Genomic DNA, 15,903 nt, shown 5'->3' on the forward strand with positions numbered 1-15,903 from the left:
GATCGGGATCGTGCGAGCATAACGACATATTAAATTTTACCATGTAAAAATGATCCTAGAATTGGTTTTTACGTTCTTTATTATTTTATTTACAATCTAAACAGAGAGGATAAATGGCAGAGCAGCAACCTGTCATATTAGAGGTTGCCGCTGTAGGTTGTTAGTTTACATAAGATTTATTTTACGAAGCAAAGAAAGGGTCAACAAGCGAGGATCCCTGAGTCCTTATGGGCTCTTCGAAATGCGCCCGCAACGCCCCCCAGTCGCCCGCAGCAGGTCGGCGGGGGAGAGCGCCATCTGGCATCCGCGAATGCCGGCGCTGACGGACACCCGCTGGACAGACTCGATACGCTCGTCCACAAAAAGGGGATACTTCTTCTTCGTTCCCACCGGGGAGACACCGCCTCGAATGTATCCCGTCAGCGGCTGCACCTCTTTCAGGGGAACCGTATCTACCTTTTTGTTGCCGCTCAGGACTGCGAGGGCTTTCAGATCCAACTCCTGATCTCCTGGGATGCAGGCCAGGAGGACACCTGTCTTGTCGCCGCGGGCGACGAGGGTTTTATAGACTTGCTCGATGGGGAGTCCGCTCTTGGCTGCCACTGTGACAGCGGAGAGGTCTGATTCATCGACGTCATATTCGATCAGTTCGTAGGCGATCTTCATCTGGTCGAGCAGGCGGGCGGCGTTTGTTTTTTGAGCCATGGGCATTATCTCCTTCGGTGATGAGTGGTTTTTCTGGGGAGAACGTTATTAGCGTACCATGTCAACGTCCCCAAGGAAAGTCGGATTCGCGCGGCTGTCAAGAACTCGTCTCATGGATGTTTTTTTCACAGCAGGAAAAAAAGAATGGTTTTCGCTCAAAGCGTAGAATTATAATGAAAGCAAAGATTTTGTTCGAACAAGGACAGGAGGAAGTGGGAATGCCGACCCGGATCACCCATCTCTTGATGGAAAGAAAGGATAACCTGCTGCAGATCTGGATGGAAGGTCAGTTGTCCGAACTGTCCCTTCGTTTGGATCGGATGACTTCACAGGATCTGTACCGCCAGTCGAAAGAGTTTGTGGATGCCTTTGTTCGCGCGATCGCGGCAGGGAATGTGGAGGATATCAGCCGGGGCGAGTGGGAGCCGATTCGTCGGATGCTCGCCCAGATCTCCGTGACTCGCACCCACCAGGGATTCAGCCCCACCGAGACGGCCAATTACGTCTTTAGCCTGAAAGAGGCCTTGATTCGTCTCGTCCAGGGTGAAGTCAACAGTCAAATGGATATCTTCGTCCAGGAGTTTCTCCCCTTATCACGTACCCTGGACAAGTTGGGGTTGCTCACCTTTGAGAGCTACACCCGCGCGCGCGAGGAAATCATCTCCCGACAACAGCAGGAGATGCTGGAACTCTCGACACCCGTCATCCGCGTCTGGGACGGCATCTTGGCACTGCCCCTGATCGGTACCTTAGACAGCGGGCGCACCCAAGTGATCATGGAAAATCTATTGCGAGGCATCCAGGAGACCAATTCGGATGTAGCCATTTTGGACATCTCTGGTGTGCCCACCGTTGACACCCTGGTGGCCCAGCATATCATGAAGACGGTCAGCGCAGCCCGCCTGATGGGCGCCGAATGCATCATCAGTGGCATTCGGCCGGAGATTGCCCAGACGATTGTGCAACTGGGCGTTGATTTGTCCATGGTCAAGACCAGGGCTTCCCTGGCCGGAGCGCTCCGACTGGCCTATGAGATGCGCAGATTGATCGTCGTGCCTGCCAAATAAAGCCTAGGAGGAAGCAGTATGCAACGGATCCCCATTTTGAAGATGGGTCCTTTCCTCCTGGTCACGATTCAGGTGGATTTGCATGACCGCTTGGTCATGGCCTTGCAGGACGACTTGACGAACATGGTCGGCAAAACAGGCGCTCGGGGTGTGCTGCTTGACATCTCCAGCTTGGATATCGTCGACTCTTTCATCGGCCGCATGCTGGGGGGGATCGCTGCAGTGACCCGTCTCATGGACGCCCAGACTGTTGTCGTCGGTATGCAGCCGGCAGTGGCCATCACCATGGTTGAACTGGGACTCGATCTTCCCGGTGTGATCACAGCCTTGAATGTGGAAAAAGGCATGGATATGTTGCGTTCTCGCTTGCGGTTACTTCCGGAGACGGCCCATGACACAAGAGCCGAAGTGTGAGCGTTTCTCCGTCTCTTGCGCGCAAGAGATTGTAACCGTCCGGCAACGCGTCCGTGACTGCGCCGGAGGGCTCGGCTTCAGTCGCCTGGATCAAACCAGACTGATGACGGCGACAAGCGAGTTGGCCCGCAACATGCTCGACTACGCCGGCGGTGGAATCGTCTTGCTCGAACCGATCGAAGCGCAGGGACGACGGGGCTTGCGGCTCATTTTCGAAGATCGGGGCCCGGGAATTGCCGATCTCGACCTGGCGATGCAGGATGGCTATACGAGCGGCAATGGGCTAGGCCAGGGTCTGCCCGGTGCGAAGCGGCTTGTCGACGATTTTTCGATCACTTCCCATATTGATGAAGGAACAAGGATCGTCATTGTCCGTTGGATATAGGCAGAAAGAAAGGTGGGGCGCATGAACCATCACCACTGTTTTCAAGTTTTGGAGCCAAGCCAGGTGGGAGAAGTTCGGCGCGCCGCCAATGCTATCGCCTTGTCCAACGGGTACTGCGCCGAGGCGGCCGGGCGGGTGGCCATCGTGGCCACTGAACTGGCCAGCAACCTGGTCAAGCATACGACGGCGGGCGGAGAGATCCTGCTTTCGTCTGTGGAAACAGGCGAAAGCAGCGGTATCGAGATCATCAGCCTTGACAAGGGACCCGGTATCGAGAATCCTCAGTATGTGCTACAGGACGGCGTCTCTACGGCGGGCACCGTTGGCAACGGACTGGGCGCCGTCCGGCGTCTGTCGCAAGTCTTTGATCTCTACACACGGCCCGGCCAAGGGACCGCGATCGTGGCCCGGATTTTTGAGCGGGGAGCGCCGGTAACGGCGACGCCATTGCAAGTTGGGGCGGTTCTGCTGCCAAAACCGGGAGAGGCGGTCAGCGGCGACGGTTGGGCTGTCCGTTTCCGAGCAGATGGAGGCATGGTGCTGGTCACTGACGGGCTGGGTCATGGCGAGCAAGCGGCGGCGGCCTCGCAGCAGGCGTTGCGCCTGTTTCTCGAACGCGCGATATCGTCGCCAGCCCAATTCATAAGGGGAATCAATGAACCCATGCGCCATACCCGGGGGGCTGCCATGGCGTTGGCAACCATCGACCTGGTGGAGCGCCATGTAGTCTACGCCGGAGTCGGCAATATCGCTGGGAGAATCCTATCCCCGCAGGGGGTGATCGGTTGCCTTACGTACAATGGGACGGTTGGGCTCCATCCGGGGAGGTTCCAGGAGAACAGCTATTCTTGGCCGGAGCAGGCCCTGTTGGTTATGCATTCCGACGGGCTTACATCCCGGTGGGATCACACCGCCTATCCAGGTCTGCTGATGCGCCACCCGACGGTGATCGCCGCTGTCCTGTATCGAGACTTTTTTCGCGGCAATGATGATGTCACCGTCGTCGTTGTGCAGCAAGGATGTATGACATGAGCGGAATTGTCATCAGTGAATCCGATATTCAATTCGAACCGGACATCATTCAAGTGCGTCAACGTGCCCGTGAGATCGCCTCTTTGGCCGGTCTCAGCGATCATGACCGAACTCGCCTGATCAGCGCGTTGTCCGATCTTCTGCGCAGTCTGTTGCTGAGCGGCGGCGGTAAGGTCGAATTCAACCTGCTCGAACGGGATAACCGGCAGTATCTTGAGATTGTGCTCCGGGGTGGAGAGCATTTTTGTACCGCCGGTGAAAGTCCCATGAACCGCCTGGGCCAAGTTCCAGGGACTATCCGGTATGAAAACCTGGTCGATCTTTTTGCCGTGGAGGACAAACCGGGAGAGACGGTGGTCTGTCTCGCTAAGGCCATCCCATCCATCCTTCCGCGCGTCTCCAACCCTGTTGTGATCGGCTGGCAAGAGGCATTGGAAAAGGAAAAGCCCCAGACGGCTCTTGACGAGATCAAGCAGCAAAACCGGGAATTGGGCCAGGCGCTGGTCATGCTCCAGCAGCGGGAATTGGAATTGAAACAGCAACTGGAGAAGGTCCAGCGACTGAACGTTGAACTCAAGGACGCGAAAGAAGCTGCCGATGCCGCCAACCGAGCGAAAAGTGATTTTCTTGCCACCATGAGCCACGAGATCCGCACCCCTATGAACGGGATCATCGGCATGACCGAACTCTTGCTCCACACGGCCTTGGACAGAGAGCAGCGCGATTACGCCGAGGTGGTCGGCAACTCAGCCAACCTGTTGTTGACGATTATCAACGACATCCTCGATTTCTCTAAAATTGAGGCAGGGAAGATGAGTCTGGAACAGGTGGAGTTTGATCTACCCTGCCTGCTTGATGACGTAATGCAGGACTATGCCGGTAAAGCGGAGAAAAAAGGGCTTCTGTTTTTTGCCCGCGTTGACATCATGGATTTAAGGTTTGTGCGCGGCGATCCGGTGCGGTTACGGCAAGTCCTGTTTAACCTATTGAGCAACGCCGTTAAATTCACCGAAACCGGTCAAGTCACCGTCCGCATTTCACAGGAACCGGGGCTCTCGTCGATTTCCCCAAGTGATTTGGTGCGTTTCGAGATCGCCGATACGGGCGTAGGCATCCCCGAGCGAGCAAAAGTATCGCTCTTTCAGCCCTTTACCCAGGCGGATACTTCGACGACTCGACGGTATGGCGGCACGGGTCTAGGTCTGTCCATCGCCAGGCGGCTTGTCGACCTGATGGGGGGACAAATCGGTTTTGAAAGCCGGGAGGGGGAGGGTTCCACCTTCTGGTTTGTCATACCGCTGGTACCGTTCGGCCCAACGAAAAAAGCTGCGCCGTCAACGGTCATCTCGCAGCGGGGCCTGGCGATCCGGACCGACAAACCAGTGCTCCTGGTGGAGGAGGATCCTGTCAATCAGCGGTTGGCCACACTCCACCTCAAAAAATTCGGGCTCACGGTCCACGCCGTCACGAGCGTCGAGGAGGGAGTTCGGTCCACCGCCGTCGAAGATTATGGGCTGATCCTCCTGGACTCCCCGAACATAGAGGAAGATAGCCTCGACATTGTAAAACAGATGCGCGATCATGCGAATGGCGCCAACGGGACAACGCCGATCATCGCCATGACGTCCTCGGTGCGGCAAGGCTATAAAAAGCGAAACTCTATCTTGGGTGTTGACGACGGGCTAACCAAGCCGTTGAACCGGGTAGATGTAGAACGGATGTTGGTGCGCTGGTTGCCGTTAACCGCAGAAATGGGATAAACCCCGGTACGCCGGGGTTTATCTTGAACATCAAAAGTGAATAGATTCACAATAAATCACTATATTTCAGAAAATTTTTTATTCACAAAATATTGGACGATGGACTTTTTTGCTTTATAATGAGTACATACAAAATACATTTCATGTGCGTTGCGGTAAGCCCCTCATTCACAAGCAAAGCCAGGGTCACGCACTTTTTTTTCGCAGAATATGGTCTGACCACCGAGCCACCCGGCCCTCGCTTGGAGATGAACTGTGGTTTACAAGCCACATGAACCAACAATGGTTCCAAATATTGCAGGGGGTGCAAAACGGTGAACATTGTCGTGCTTGTTAAACAGGTTCCCGGCACAGACAACGTGAAGATGGATCCCGTCACCGGCGTCATGATTCGCAGTGGGAAGGACACCATTATCAACCCGCTCGACGAAAACGCCCTGGCCGAGGCCATCCGCATCAAAAATTCGCAGGAGAATGTGAAAGTTACCGCAGTTAGCATGGGTCCCGATTCGGCGATGAAGGCCATCAAAGAAGCCATCGCCATGGGCGCCGATGGCGGCGTGCTCATCTCCGGCCGCGCCTTCGCCGGCTCTGACACCATCGCTACCGGCAAAGCCATCGCCGCAGCCATCCGCAAGGTTGGCGATGTGGACCTGATCCTCTGCGGTGAACGGGCGACTGACGGTGAAACCGGTCAGACAGGCGCCATGATCGCCTATTACCTGGGCATCCCCGTGGAAACCTATGTCTCTGCCGTGGAAGTGAAAGAAAACGGTGTCATCGTCAAGCGGACCGTCGAAGGCGGCTTTGAGCGCGTTGAGATCCCCTTCCCGGTCATGGCCACCGTCAATAAAGACATCAACGAACCCGGTTTCCCGACCCTCAAGGGCAAGCTGAAAGCCAAGGAAACGGTTGTTCCCGTCTACGGCCCTGTCGAACTGGGCCTCGACCCTGCCGAATTGGGTCTTAAGGGATCGCCGACCCGGGTCGTGAAGGTGTTCAGCCCCAAGCTGTCCCGCGACACGATCATGAAAAAAGCTGACGGCACCACCGGCCCGGTCGAAGAAATGATGAAGTTTCTCGCCGGCAAGGAAGCCATCTAAGGGGGAGGGATAACGATGTCATTGTACGTTAACGCGAATATTGAGAAAGAGCAAAAACTCTCACAATATAAAGGGGTCCTTGTCTTTGGCGAACAGAAGGACGGGAAGATCCTGACGGTCACCTATGAATTGCTGACCCGCGGCCGCAAGCTGGCCGATGAACTGGGTTGCGAACTGTCCTGTGTTCTCCTGGGCGAAGAGATCGACGGTCTGGAAGAGGTCGTCAAGCGCGGCGCCGATAAGGTTTTCTTCATTAAAGATGCGATACTTAAAAATTTCCTGCCCCGCCCCTACAGCAAGGCGATCACCAAGCTTTGCGAAGAACTGAAACCGGAAGTCATCGTTGCTGCCGCCACCACCACGGGCCGGACGGTGATGCCCCTTGTAGCGGCCATGCTGGAAACGGGCTTGACCGCTGACTGCACCGAACTGACCATCGACCCTGACACCCGCCTCCTCCTGCAAACCCGTCCCGCCATCGGCGGCAACATCATGGCGACCATCAAGACGCCGGACCACCGTCCCCAGATGGCCACGGTTCGTCCCAAGTCGGCCAAACCGGCCGCTTTCAACGCTGCCCGGACCGGTGAAGTCATTGTCAAAGAGTTCGACGGGGCGACCTTCTTCACCCCAGAGAAATTCCTCGAATATATCAAAGACACCACCCAGGAAGTCAGCATTGAAGAAGCCGATATCATCGTTGCCGGCGGCAAAGGCATGAAAAACGCCGACGGATTCAAGATGGTTGAAGAACTGGCCCGCATCCTTGGCGCTGGCGTCGGCGCGACCCGTGACGCCGTCGAATTCGGCTGGACCACCTACCCGCATCAGATCGGTCTCTCCGGCAAAACGGTTGCGCCAAAGCTATACTTCGCCTTCGGTCTATCCGGCAAAATCCAGCACTTGGCTGGCATGCAGACGTCTGAAGTCGTTGTCGCTGTCAACAAGGATCCGGAAGCCCAGATCTTCAAGGTGGCCGACTTCGGCATCGTCGGCGATGTCTTCGAGGTCGTTCCCATGATGATCGAAGCCTTCAAAAACCTGAAGGCCAACGCGTAAGCAGGGGGTGTTGTGAAATGCAATTCAATAAAGTGACTGATAACGTCGTCGCAGAACTGCGCGCCCTCCTGGGTGACGCCAACGTTCTCCTCGATGAAGAAAAAATCGAAATGTACGCCAAGGACGAAGTCTCCGACAAGCTTTGGGAAAAAATGCCCGAGGTTGTCGTTAAACCGGCAAATGCCCAGCAGGTTTCTGAAGTGGTCAAACTGGCCAACCGAGAACTGATCCCCATTACCCCGCGGGGCGCTGGATCCGGACTGGCTGCCGGCGCTGTTCCCCTGCAGGGCGGCATCGTCCTCTCCCTGGAGAAGATGGGCCAGATCCTTGATGTGGACACGGAAAACCTGTTTATGGTCTGCGAGCCTGGCGTCACCACCGGCGATGTCCAGAAAACGGCGAAAGAACACGGCTTGCTCTACGCCGGCGACCCCTGTTCGGCAGACTCTTCCTTCATCGGCGGCAACGTTGCCACCAACGCCGGTGGCAACAAGGCCGTTAAGTACGGCGTGACTTCCCGCCACATCTACGGTCTGGAAATCGTCATGCCGGACGGTGAGATCGTCACCTTTGGCGGCAAAAACGTCAAAGACGTGACCGGTTATGACATCGTCCATCTGATGGTCGGTTCCGAAGGCACCTTGGGGATCGTCACAAAGGTCTGGCTGAAGCTGATGCCGCTGCCCAAGTATGTGGCTGACCTGCTCATTCCTTTTGCCGACATGCAGACCGCCATTAAGGTCGTTCCCAAGATCATGACCGCCGGCATCATCCCCACCTGCCTCGAGTTCATGGACAGCCTCTCCATCAAATCGGCGGAGATGTACTTGAACAAGAAGCTGCCCTACGGCGACGCTGGCGCCTATATCATCTGTGAAGTCGACGGCACCTCGGAGACACAGGTTCAGGATGACTATGAAACCATTGGCAAATTGGCCTTGGAGAATGGCGCCCTGGAAGTCTTTGTCGCCGACAACATGTCCACACAGGAGCGGATCTGGAAGGCCCGCAAGTGCTATGCCGAAGCCATCCGCATGATCAGCCCCGTCTACTGCATGGAAGACATCGTCGTACCCGTCTCCAACATCCCCAAAGCGATCGAAGCCATCGAGCGCATCGCCGCCAAGTATGAGTGCAAGATCCCCAGCGCCGGCCACGCCGGTGACGGCAACATCCACTGCACGATCATGCGGGAAGATCGGGACGATCACGCCTGGCATGAACTGAAACACGCCGTTCTCGACGAACTGTACGAAGCCGTCTACGACCTCGGCGGCAACCTGTCCGGTGAACACGGCATTGGCGCCAAGCGCGCCCAGGCCATGGACAAGCACATGACCGATGCCCAACGCAAGGTGCTGGTGACCATCAAGAAGGCACTGGACCCTAACGGCATCATGAACCCCGGCAAGGTGCTCGTCGGGTAACCGATTCTCTATTGCGTCATTTTACGATTCGAACGCTCGGATTCACTGAATATCCCTTTATTCGAATCGTTTCGTGAATTTGAACTGTCCTTGATCTTGTTATAAACCGCAGCGCACTTGTGCTGCGGTTTTTTTCTGTTTAAATAAATGACTGCCGCTCCAGACCATAGTCCGAACGGCAGTCATCCCATTGCCGGATCGCCGAGCATCAAGCAGGAGCGGGGTGGCTGTGTAGGTCGACCACACCGTCGTCAAGCGGTTCCAGCGCTTCCCCGATCGTCTTGACCTGCGCCTCGGCGCTGAATTGATCGATCATAGCCTTGGCCTTGGCGCTGTGGTTCAAGGCAGCCGGCCCGCCGATACATCCGTTGACACAGACCATGCCTTCGATGAAGTTTTCCGGCAGTTTGCCCACTTTGGCCAGGCGAAGCGCTTTGATACACTCCTCGGCGCCGTTGCACTTCGCGGGACGCACTTCGAGGGTCTTGTTTGCCTCTTTTAAAGATTGGACAACGGCGGCCGTTACGCCGCCGGAGCGGGCAAAGGCGCGGCTGTAGGGAGAGGTCTCTTCGCGGAGGTTGGCTTCACATTGAGCCGGATCGATATCAGCGGCTTGGAAAAGGGCGAGCATCTCCTCAAAGGTAAGGGTGAAGTCGACGGCGCCAACGACGGATTCACGGGTGATCTCCGCTTTTTTGGCAATGCAGGGGCCGATAAAGACGACAACGGCATTGGCATCCTTGGATTTGATATAGCGGGCAGCGGCGATCATGGGGGAGACGGTAGAGGACACCTTATCCTTCAGGCTGGGGAAGTGCTTGTCCACCAAGTCATAGAAGGCGGGACAGCAGGAGGTGGTGAGGAAGGAGCCTTCCTGGATTTTTGTCTCCAGTTCTTTTGCCTCCTCCGGCACGATCATGTCAGCGCCGAGGGCCGCCTCCACCACATCAAAAAAGCCGATCTGCTTCAAGGCGGTCCGGATCTGGCCCAGATTGGCGTCCGGAAACTGAGCCACCACGGCAGGGGCTACAACGGCATAGACCGGCTGATCCTTGGCCTGCACGGTGCCGATGACCTGGGTGATGGAGGACTTGTCCGAGATGGCGCCGAAGGGGCACCGGTAGGCGCATTGACCGCAGTTGATGCATTTTTTCTGATCGATAGTCGCCAGTTTGTCCTCGCTGTGGGAGATGGCTTTCACCGGGCAGGCTTTGACACAGGGGCGCTGCGTATCGGTGATCGCGCCATAGGGGCAAGCCTGGCGGCAGCGACCGCATTCGATGCATTTTTCCTGGTTGATGATAGCCCGGCGGTTGATTTGGCTGATCGCGCCGACGGGACAAGCCTCCATGCAGGGATGGGCGATACAGCCCCGGCAGGCTTCTGTAACGGTGAACCGTTCGACGGGACATTCCTCACAGGCCGTTTGCATGACCTGAATGATGCCGGAAGAGCCGCGCACATCATTGCCGCAAGCTAGAATCACCCGTTCTTTAAGGACGGCCCGTTCCTTATAGACACAACAGCGAAAACGGGGCTTTTTGCCTTGCACGATCATATAGGGAATGAGGTCCCTGTGTTGATCAAGTGTTTTCTCCATGGCCAGTTTGGCTACATGGGTCAGCACCTCATGCCGCAGCAGTTGTACGGTTGTTTCAAATTTGGGTTGCATCTGAGGTACCTCCTGTTCTATTCATTCCAAAACGGTATCGCTTCATATGGCGAATTATCGTAAATCGAATGAGTGATCGATTTTCTCACGCAAGTTCAATGTGAGAATGTGCACAAAACATTATAAAACCCTTGTCAATTGAAGACAAGGGTTTTATATCGGCAATTATGGCGGAAATAGGGAGTAGGAGCTACGAATCAAGCCGGCGACTACTCGATGTGAAAGACCCGATTGAGGCGCGTCAGTTCAAAGACTTCTTTGACAACGCCGTGAATCCCTTTGATAACGACATCGCCGTTGTTTTGCCGGCTCCGTTTCAAAACAGTAACGAGTACACCAAGTCCGGAACTGTCGATAAATTCCACGCGCTGCATGTCGATATGAAAGAGAACGCCGGGCTTATCTGCATATTTCAGCAGCTTTTCTCGCAGTTCCGCAGCGTCGGTCACGAGAATACTTCCTGCCAGCGTCACGGAAACCTGATTATTCGACGAGTGGATTTCGTGAATCATGAACATTCTTCCTTTCCGAACGAATCTTCTCCACATTACTATCAGTTTATCATAACCATTCAACCGGAACCAGTCCGGCTGATCGCCTTTGGAAGGTTGGAAGGTTATTTAAACATTAAGCAATTCCATTATATCAGCCAATATATGCTTGTAGACACATCCCGTCTGCCTCTTTACAATAGTGCATTGTGCACCCACCAAACGGGCGCCTAATTAACACTATTGAAAGGGTGGAAATGATGCATAAAGCCTGGAAGTGGGGCTTCATGGTGTTTTCCAGCGCCATTGTGATGCTGTGTGGAATGGCAACGGCTCATCCCGCTGCGGCCAACTACCCGGACATCTCCCTTTCCGTCAACGGCAATTTGGTTGAGACGACGCCATCCGTTCAGAGCAAGACGGGTCTAACGGCTGTCCCTTTCCGGAGTGTGGCCGAAAGCCTCGGCATGACCGTTTACTGGAATCCGGCGACACAGGCCATGACAGTGGTCAGAGGGAGTGCGGCGGTGACGGTGGAGACGGGGAACCGCTGGGCTTCGGCCAACGGGAAAGCGATTCAATTGGCCTTTTCGCCCTACCTGTACGGAGAACGTCTGTACGTTCCCCTCACCCTGTTCAAGCAGGTCTTTGGCGCTGACTTGGGGTGGGACGGCGTCAGTCATATCGCATCGATCCGGACGGCAGACGGGCGATTTTATCCCGGCGCGGGGGTGAAAAAAGTTTCTATCCCCGATTACGGTCCGCTCAAACAACAGATTCAGAACTACCTGAACACACGGCCCGGTCAGGTGAATCTCTTTGTGCAGGATGTAACCACCGGTGCGAAAATGGATATCGGCGGTGATGAGATCCACCGCACCGCCAGCACCCATAAAGTGCCGACAGTCATGTATCTTTATCGTCTTGCGGCGCAAGGGAAGGTCGATCTGGACGCCAAGTTGACCTACACATCCCAGTACTACCGTCAGGGCACCGGCATTTTGCAGACCAAACCCTATGGCGGCCAGTATACCCTGCGAGAGTTGGGCCGCCTGTCGATTGTTTACAGTGACAATGTAGCCTGGGCGATGCTGCTTGATTACCTCGGCCGGGACAATGTGAACACCTTTATGCGCTCTCTCGGCGGGAATGTCACCGGTTCTGATGCAAAAGGGTACTTTATCACGACGCCTCGCGATATGGGAAAATACCTGGGCGCATTGCTCCTTTTTCGAGACGCTCAACCTCAACTGGGCGGGGAAATCTTCCACGCCATGGAAAACACAATTTTCAATGATCGGATTCCGGCGAAGCTGCCGACCGGCACCGTGGTGGCGCACAAGATCGGTTCTTTAGATGACAGTATCCATGATGTGGGCATCATTTTTGCTAACAACCGTCCCTTTATCCTCTCTATTTATAGCAAAAATGGTTGGGAGGCGGCATCGACCGATACCTTGGCTCAGGTCTCCAAGATGATTTATGATTATCAGGTTTCGCTTCCGCAATAAATGCCGTAATATCGATTTTATGGCGTCCCGGTGCCTGAAGCAGGTCACCGGGACAATTTTTAGAGAATTATTACATAATCATATTAAATATGGAAGGAAATGTATTTACGCTGTCGAAACAGAATCCAAAAAGCGAAAAGGCGGCGAAACACTGATGGAGAATCCGAAACGTCTGTTTGCCATTCTCGGTGGGCTGCTGGTGGTACTGGTGATCGGCATGGGGCTTCAGGGCACGAAGTTCTACTCGCCGCCCTCATCAGAGCGAAAAGTTTTGCCAGCGGCGAAAGCGAATTCCCCTGACGGCGAGCAAGGCGCGAGCCAAACCGCGAGAAAAGCCGAGAAGGAGATCGCCATTCATGTCACCGGCGCTGTCAGTAAACCAGGTGTCTACCGATTGCCTGCCGGCAGCCGTGTGGAGGATGCGATCCGATTGGCGGAAGCCCTGCCCGAGGCAGACGTGGAGGGGATGAACCGGGCTGCGCCATTGACAGACGGCCGCCAGATCGTGGTTCCCTTTCGCCAGGGGGATGGTGGCCGAAGCGGTGGGAGCAATGAGTCAAGCGGAACGGGATCCGCCAAGTCAAAGGCGAGTTCAGGCGCCAACGCTGGAACTGGGGCGACTTCAAGACAGGGCGGTTCGTTGATCAACATCAACCAGGCTGATGCGGCGGAGTTGGATCGGCTGCCCGGGGTGGGACCGTCGACGGCCCAGAAAATCATTCAATACCGGGAGACAAAGGGCGCTTTTCAGCGCGCCGAGGACCTGCAAAACGTTCCCGGGATAGGTCCGAAAAAGTATGCCGATCTCAAGGAGATGATCACCGTTGATTGAAGACATGAGAAGACGTGTATGAGCGGTGCCTTTCGTGGGAAGGCTTGCGATTGATCGAATCCGGTGAGTCCTAACATGATAGACGGAGTGATGGCTTGTGATGCATGTGATTTTGGATGGCATCGGGGAAAACGAAGCTTTTATCAAAACCGACGATGGGATCATGACGATTCCTCGCCACCGCATCCCCGAAGAGGCAAGGGTTGGTGATTGCCTGTTGATGAAAGATGGCATGTATGTTCTTGACGCACGCAACCATTGCGGGAATAAAGAGTAATAGAGCAAATAGCGCGATAGAAAAAGGCCGTTCATGGGCGACTTCTGTTGGGATGCGAAGTCGGTAAACGGTCGCAGGCAGGGCGCTCATTTCGAAAGGCAGCGCTTGTATCGCAATCGTAAAAGAGACCGGAATATGTCCGCGTCTCTTTATTGTTTTTGAGCACGTCTAATTTTTTGGATATCATCGAGCCAATATACAATAATCGTGTTTATAGGTGAAAGAAGAACTCTTCTTCCGTTTGACTCCGGCAATCAGGATGATATAGTAGCAACTGTAGACATGGACATCCAGTTTTACGACATTATAAGCCGATGGTTGCTTCGATATATGGTGTGGTTGGCGATCTCGGGCAATCGGACGCGGAAACGGAGTTTTTCTTGATGAACCTATCGTGGCGATCGATCTGGCAGAATCGAAAGCTTTTGCTGCTCAGTCTCGGTCACTTGGTAACCGATCTGAATCAGGGCGCGATGGCCTTGGTGGCCATCTTCCTCAAGGACCGCTATGATCTCTCCTATTTTTTAGTCGGGATCGCGATCCTGGTAGGGAACGTTTCCTCCTCGGTTATTCAGCCCCTCTTTGGGGTGCTCAGCGATCGATATCGAACAACTTGGTTGATGCCGTTAGGCACCGTGCTGGCGGGAGCGGGGATGGCTCTTGCCGGTTTGTCCACTAGCTTTTGGATTGCCTTGCTTGGCTTCCTCTTGTCTGGACTGGGTGTCGCCGCTTTTCATCCGGAAAGTTATAAGGCCGCCCAAGTTGTTGCAGGGAAAGGTAAAGCGTCAGCCATTTCGATCTTCTCTGTCGGCGGCAACCTCGGCTTCGGTATTGGTCCCTTGTTGGCCGGGTACTTTTACAAGTGGTGGGGTCTGCCCGGACTGGTCGGCTTTTTGCCGATTACAGTCCTCATGGCCTACATGCTCATCCAGAGCTTAGCGAGCCTTCATGAATCGAGTGGGGCGAAAGCATCCCCGCCAACAGTGGCGCTATCTGAACCTCCCGTTGCTGCGTCTGTCGCGACGCCATTTGTCTTTACGGGGCCGCTCGTCACGCTGCTGATCATCGTCTTTCTTCGTTCCTGGGTGACAGCGGGGCTGACAACGTACGTGCCACTCTACTTTGTCGATATCCTGCACGGGACAAAAGATCAGGGTGCTAACTTGCTCAGCTATTTTCTCATTGTGGGCGCTATCGGCACATTATTGGGCGGTCCCATTGCCGATCGCTTCGGCGCCCGACGGCTGATCTTCTTGTCGATGCTGATTTCGATGCCGCTTGTTTTCCTTGTTCCCTTCAGCAACGGTTTGGCGCTGCAGGCCATCTTGGCGCTGTTGGGGATTGTGCTCTTCTCCAGCTTTTCTTCGGCTATTGTGATTGGGCAGGAGATGATGCCCAACCACTTGGGCACCGTGTCCGGCTTGATCATCGGCTTTGCCATCGGCATGGGCGGTGTCGGCGTCACGGTGTTGGGGAAGGTTGCGGACCAGATCGGAATCGTACCCATTTTTACCGTGCTGGCAGTTTTGTTGTTCATCGGCGCTGGGTTAACCATGTATATGGCGCTCCATTGGCGAAAGAAAGAGGGGGCCGCTCTCTCCTAAAGGGCGGTCTCACGCATCCTCAACTCAGGATAAATTTTACATTGACTTTTTCTGTCCTGCCTGGTAAACTTCTAAACTGTTGTGAATGACAGTGACGTTCTGAACCAGCAGCAAGGCAGTGGTTTCTGTCAGGTCATTGACAACGGCATTATCTGTAAGCCGGTGTAGCTCAGTTGGTAGAGCAATTGATTCGTAATCAATAGGTCGCCGGTTCGAGTCCGGCCATCGGCTCCAGTTTCATTGCGGAAGTAGCTCAGCGGTAGAGCATCGCCTTGCCAAGGCGAGGGTCGCGAGTTCGAATCTCGTCTTCCGCTCCATTCATCCTGATTTTTAAGCGAAAGAAAATAAATGCTTAAAAATACCAGTTGCAACCTCGGGACGAATGTGGTAATATAAAATTCCGCTCGACAAACGGGCGAGAAAAAACTGGTCCTTGAAAATCGAACAGTTGCGAATCAAAAGCGTGCGAAACCAATCAATTCCGGTTGATTGAACATTTTAAGAGCTTGACTCAAGCTTATCTGCAAATTTTTGTGGAGAGTTTGATCCTGGCTCAGGACGAAC

At 54.6% G+C, this 15,903-nt stretch carries 15 protein-coding genes and 2 tRNA genes; 14 read left to right on the forward strand and 3 right to left on the reverse strand.

Going from position 1 to position 15,903, the window contains the following annotated elements; genetic code table 11:
- Positions 1-225: 225 nt before the first annotated feature.
- Positions 226-705, reverse strand: coding sequence for a Cys-tRNA(Pro) deacylase (ybaK, locus tag GTO89_RS05180; RefSeq protein WP_161260992.1), 480 nt, complete (start codon positions 703-705; stop codon positions 226-228).
- 218 nt (positions 706-923) lie between these two features.
- Here ybaK and GTO89_RS05185 point away from each other — a divergent pair, with 218 nt between their 5' ends.
- The 8 genes from GTO89_RS05185 to GTO89_RS05220 all read left to right on the forward strand — a co-directional run bounded on the left by GTO89_RS05185 (position 924) and on the right by GTO89_RS05220 (position 8,952).
- A complete protein-coding gene (locus GTO89_RS05185) occupies positions 924-1,772 on the forward strand; it encodes an STAS domain-containing protein (protein WP_161260993.1) in 849 nt (282 codons plus the stop codon).
- An 18-nt stretch (positions 1,773-1,790) separates the two neighbouring features.
- Entirely contained in the window at positions 1,791-2,186 is a 396-nt protein-coding gene (locus GTO89_RS05190; protein ID WP_161260994.1) for an STAS domain-containing protein, read from the forward strand.
- Positions 2,164-2,571 carry an anti-sigma regulatory factor gene (locus GTO89_RS05195; protein WP_161260995.1) on the forward strand — a complete coding sequence of 136 codons (408 nt, stop codon included), beginning with the start codon at positions 2,164-2,166 and terminating at the stop codon, positions 2,569-2,571. The genes GTO89_RS05190 and GTO89_RS05195 overlap by 23 nt, the downstream gene beginning before the upstream one ends.
- Positions 2,572-2,634: 63 nt before the next feature.
- Entirely contained in the window at positions 2,635-3,603 is a 969-nt protein-coding gene (locus tag GTO89_RS17790) for a SpoIIE family protein phosphatase (RefSeq protein ID WP_161260996.1), read from the forward strand.
- Positions 3,600-5,363, forward strand: coding sequence for an ATP-binding protein (locus GTO89_RS05205; RefSeq protein ID WP_161260997.1), 1,764 nt, complete (start codon positions 3,600-3,602; stop codon positions 5,361-5,363). The genes GTO89_RS17790 and GTO89_RS05205 overlap by 4 nt, the downstream gene beginning before the upstream one ends.
- A 314-nt stretch (positions 5,364-5,677) precedes the next feature.
- Complete coding sequence (locus GTO89_RS05210; protein ID WP_161260998.1) at positions 5,678-6,466, forward strand: electron transfer flavoprotein subunit beta/FixA family protein; 789 nt, start codon at positions 5,678-5,680, stop codon at positions 6,464-6,466.
- A gap of 15 nt (positions 6,467-6,481) precedes the next feature.
- The gene (locus tag GTO89_RS05215) at positions 6,482-7,525 is read left to right on the forward strand and encodes an electron transfer flavoprotein subunit alpha/FixB family protein (RefSeq protein ID WP_161260999.1); all 1,044 of its coding nucleotides are present in this window, start codon (positions 6,482-6,484) and stop codon (positions 7,523-7,525) included.
- A gap of 17 nt (positions 7,526-7,542) precedes the next feature.
- Positions 7,543-8,952, forward strand: coding sequence for an FAD-binding oxidoreductase (locus GTO89_RS05220; RefSeq protein ID WP_161261000.1), 1,410 nt, complete (start codon positions 7,543-7,545; stop codon positions 8,950-8,952).
- Positions 8,953-9,160: 208 nt separating this feature from the next.
- Here GTO89_RS05220 and GTO89_RS05225 read toward each other — a convergent pair whose 3' ends face one another.
- Both GTO89_RS05225 and GTO89_RS05230 read right to left on the reverse strand, forming a co-directional pair.
- Positions 9,161-10,624 (reverse strand): 4Fe-4S dicluster domain-containing protein, encoded by a 1,464-nt coding sequence (locus tag GTO89_RS05225; RefSeq protein ID WP_161261001.1) that lies wholly within the window; start codon positions 10,622-10,624, stop codon positions 9,161-9,163.
- A 209-nt stretch (positions 10,625-10,833) separates the two neighbouring features.
- Complete coding sequence (locus GTO89_RS05230) at positions 10,834-11,136, reverse strand: STAS domain-containing protein (protein WP_161261002.1); 303 nt, start codon at positions 11,134-11,136, stop codon at positions 10,834-10,836.
- A 239-nt stretch (positions 11,137-11,375) separates the two neighbouring features.
- On the opposite strand from GTO89_RS05230, the gene GTO89_RS05235 reads away from it, so the two are divergent.
- The 6 genes from GTO89_RS05235 (at position 11,376) to GTO89_RS05260 (ending at position 15,656) form a co-directional block, all read left to right on the forward strand.
- Entirely contained in the window at positions 11,376-12,626 is a 1,251-nt protein-coding gene (locus GTO89_RS05235; RefSeq protein ID WP_161261003.1) for a serine hydrolase, read from the forward strand.
- Between the two features lie 154 nt (positions 12,627-12,780).
- A complete protein-coding gene (locus tag GTO89_RS05240) occupies positions 12,781-13,458 on the forward strand; it encodes a ComEA family DNA-binding protein (RefSeq protein WP_161261004.1) in 678 nt (225 codons plus the stop codon).
- A gap of 97 nt (positions 13,459-13,555) precedes the next feature.
- On the forward strand, positions 13,556-13,735 hold the full coding sequence (locus GTO89_RS05245) for a hypothetical protein (RefSeq protein WP_161261005.1): 180 nt from the start codon (positions 13,556-13,558) through the stop codon (positions 13,733-13,735).
- 383 nt (positions 13,736-14,118) lie between these two features.
- A complete protein-coding gene (locus tag GTO89_RS05250) occupies positions 14,119-15,339 on the forward strand; it encodes an MFS transporter (RefSeq protein WP_161261006.1) in 1,221 nt (406 codons plus the stop codon).
- 158 nt (positions 15,340-15,497) lie between these two features.
- Positions 15,498-15,573: transfer RNA gene (locus tag GTO89_RS05255), tRNA-Thr, on the forward strand.
- A gap of 8 nt (positions 15,574-15,581) precedes the next feature.
- Positions 15,582-15,656 (forward strand) — tRNA-Gly (locus GTO89_RS05260).
- The last annotated feature ends 247 nt before the right edge of the window (positions 15,657-15,903 follow it).

This window comes from Heliomicrobium gestii (genome assembly GCF_009877435.1).
GTDB classification, from domain to species: Bacteria; Bacillota; Desulfitobacteriia; order Heliobacteriales; family Heliobacteriaceae; genus Heliomicrobium; species Heliomicrobium gestii.